The organism is Pseudoalteromonas sp. PAR1 (assembly GCF_947311895.1).
GTDB lineage: Bacteria > Pseudomonadota > Gammaproteobacteria > Enterobacterales > Alteromonadaceae > Pseudoalteromonas > Pseudoalteromonas lipolytica_C.
Window position 1 is genome coordinate 1 of the sequence record NZ_CAMZMY010000047.1, and the last position, 3,163, is coordinate 3,163.

The following is a 3,163-nucleotide window of genomic DNA, read 5'->3' on the forward strand; positions in this document are numbered from 1 at the left end:
ATGCTGATTACAGGTGATGCACCTTCAAGGTCAGTACGCTTGATGCGTGAACCTGTTACTTGAATGCGTTCAACTTTTTCTACACTGTTGTCTTCAGCTGCAACAGTCGATGCAGAAAATGCAGCAGTTGACACTGCACCAAAAGCAATCGCTAAGCGAACTGCTTTTGAAACTTGATTATTTAACATTTGATTCTCCCTGGTCATATCCATGTTATGACTTTATTAATTTATTTATTTAACACTAAAGGGTCAAAGCCCCCCTTAGAGCTATCAAATACTAATATCAGGTACAACTTTTGGTCAACTTTTTTTTAACCTTTGTTTTATAAGGGAATTTAAACAATAAACAAATAATCAACAATAAACCAAATACGTTAATATTAGGTACAAGATAATTGCTTTAAGGTACAGAAAAAGCGTGGAAAACCCACATCAACAGCATTTTGATAGTTAATAAATGCAACAATCAAAATTAACAATTGAAATAAAATAAATTATCTATGACAGGCAAAAAAGGAGGTGGATTTCAAAAAAGTAACATCTATTTATTAAATGCTACTTCTTTTTCTAAATCTAAATAAGGGTTTTAAAGAATCGATTCACCCATAATGTAAATTGCTAGTAATTCATCTTGATTGTTATCAAAGATTTTCCCAACTTCACAATTGACTTTCATTGTTTCTACTTGTTCGATCAAAAGTGCTGACTGGTTAGCAGCATTTACTAACTCAGTTAACCTAAGAATTAGTAGCTCTAATTCATTCATAAAAAGAGACAACGCTTTTTTGAAGTCTATTTTGTTATTCTGATTTTGACGCAAGAAGTTTATGAACGCAGGTAAATTAGTCCCCACTAAAGCATCAAAATTATTTATAAATTCACGTTTCATTTTTATTTCAATTTCATTGAAATAATGCTTTGCACTTTCCAGCTGCTTTCTATCAAGATCGTTAATCAAAGCCATTAGAGATGATGTTAACTCTTGTATAACAAAGTTTGCTGCCGCTAAAATCTTTGCATTTGGCTTTACAATTATTGATTCAGGGTGATGACAGACAAATGCAAATACTCCCTTAGCACTTAATACACGAAAAACCTCAGAGATACTTTTATCAAGTTGACTGTACTCTAGAGAAAACTGTGCAATAACAGACGAAAACTCATCATCTTTAAATGGTAAATTCTCAACGGCTGTATTTGACAGAAAGGTTCCACCTACACTCTTTGAAACCTCGGGATGAATTTTTGCCTGATCGATTCCAACACAATTTAACTTTTTGTCTCTTTGTATCAGCTGAATTAAGGCACCATTGCCCGTGCCAACATCCAGAACCAATGAGTCTGGATCTAACTTAGTCGCGAAACTACACCAGAACTCTTGTAATGCTCCTTGGTAATTTTTTTTAAACCCGTTTCCAAATGAGGTTAGGTGTCCTTGTTGCCAATAATTTGTCCAATGGTCGCTCATGTATACTCCATAAAAAAAGGCTGAATAAATTCAGCCTTTTTACTTTCAAAAAACTTTATTAGAAGCTGATTGAGTAGCTTACACGATAATCACGACCAAAGTTATTATAAAGGTCTTGGTTATCCCAAGTACCGTTTGATGATAACACTGGATCTTCATCTGTTAAGTTATTAACAGTGAAAGTAAGTGCACCGTATGCACCTGCATTATAAGTGTAAGTTAAGTTGTGAATTAACCAGCTATCAAGCTTACCTGTTTGCTCATAGTAGCCATCACCATCTTCATCTTTTTCAGTTTCAGTAGTGCTGTCTGTGTATGTTGCATTCCACGCTAGTGAGTGATCTTCATAAGACCATGCAACCGTTGCAACAGACTTAAGCTCAGGTTGACCTGACCAGCCAGATGTATCTTGTACAACACCACCTACTTCTTGGTCATACGAAAGCACAAAGCTATTCACGTTTTGGAAACGGAAGTCACCAAAACCAGTTTCAAGGTTTGCAGCAATTGTAAAGTCGATACCTTCAATTTCGAAACCAGCACCATTGAAGTAAGATGTACCTGCTTCAACTAGAGTACCTGATGCAGCACGCTTCAGATAGAAAGTCTCATTTGAAGTGTCTGTATCTACTGATACAGCAGAGATTAGGCCTGCAGCTTCGTCAGATAGTAAAGACTGAAGAGACTTAGATTGAATTACATTATCAATCGCTAACTGGAAGTAATCAACTTTGAAAGTAAGGTTTTCGTTTACATCCCACGCGATACCAAGGTTAGTGTAATCTGAAGTTTCAGCATCTAACTCTGAGTTTTGCGTGTAATAAGTGTCATATTGACGCGATGTAGTTGAACCATTTGCATAGTCGATAGCTGATTCAGCTGAGAATGTACGTGCAGCATTTAGAAGGTCAAGACCTGGTGCACGGAAAGACTCAGAATATGAACCACGGATAACGATGTTATCAGCTACTTGCCAACGAGCAGATACCGCAGGAGCAATATTGTCACCGAAGTCAGAGTAGTCATCGTAACGAGCTTTTAAGTTAACTTCTACAGTTTCAGTAATTGGAAGTACTGACTCGAAGAAGAATGCTGTTACATCACGTTTACCCTGTGATGAGTTACCTGCTGAACCACCGATTAAGCCAGCAGCTGATTGACCATCGTAGATATCTGCATAAGTTTGCTCAAAGTATTCCATACCTACGTAGTGTGATACTTGACCACCAGGTAATTCGAATAAATCGAAGCCAATACCAGCAAAGTATTGGTCAAAAGTCGATGAAGATTCTTGAAGTGTTGTTGCTTTCATGTTTGCAACACCTTCATCTGAACCTAAATCAATATCATTAGCTTGGTTGTAAGCTAAACCAGAATAAGAAAGGTAGTATTGACCAACAGATTTGTTATCTGCTTTGTTACGGTGGTAGTAAACTTCCCATGAAGCGTTGTTCCAATCAAGGAAACCACGTAAACCAGTTGTTAAATCGATGTTGTAGTCGTCTACGTTACCGTCACGAGTACCGATACCAACCCAACGGAATAAACCGTATGCACCATCTTCACCGTATGGGTTGTGCTCATTGTCTGCAGACATACCAGTCCAAGGAGCAGCTGGAGGAGCATAACGACCAAATGATGAGTTTTGAACAAACATTGTTTGACCAAACCACTCTACATTTTCAGCGATTTC

General features: G+C 37.3%; 3 protein-coding genes. All 3 read right to left on the reverse strand.

Going from position 1 to position 3,163, the window contains the following annotated elements:
• The coding region (locus QL229_RS20450) for a hypothetical protein (RefSeq protein ID WP_281547361.1) at positions 1-188 on the reverse strand (188 nt) is incomplete at its 3' end.
• A gap of 400 nt (positions 189-588) precedes the next feature.
• Positions 589-1,470, reverse strand: coding sequence for a class I SAM-dependent methyltransferase (locus tag QL229_RS20455; protein ID WP_138558012.1), 882 nt, complete (start codon positions 1,468-1,470; stop codon positions 589-591).
• A 58-nt stretch (positions 1,471-1,528) separates the two neighbouring features.
• Positions 1,529-3,163: TonB-dependent receptor (locus tag QL229_RS20460; RefSeq protein WP_281547362.1), on the reverse strand; the 1,635-nt coding region annotated here is incomplete at its 5' end.

What these genes read in the sequence shown, in the direction of transcription:
- QL229_RS20455 (WP_138558012.1), bottom strand. Translation starts at nt 1,470, where the DNA reads ATGAGCGACCATTGGACAAATTATTGGCAACAAGGACACCTAACCTCA.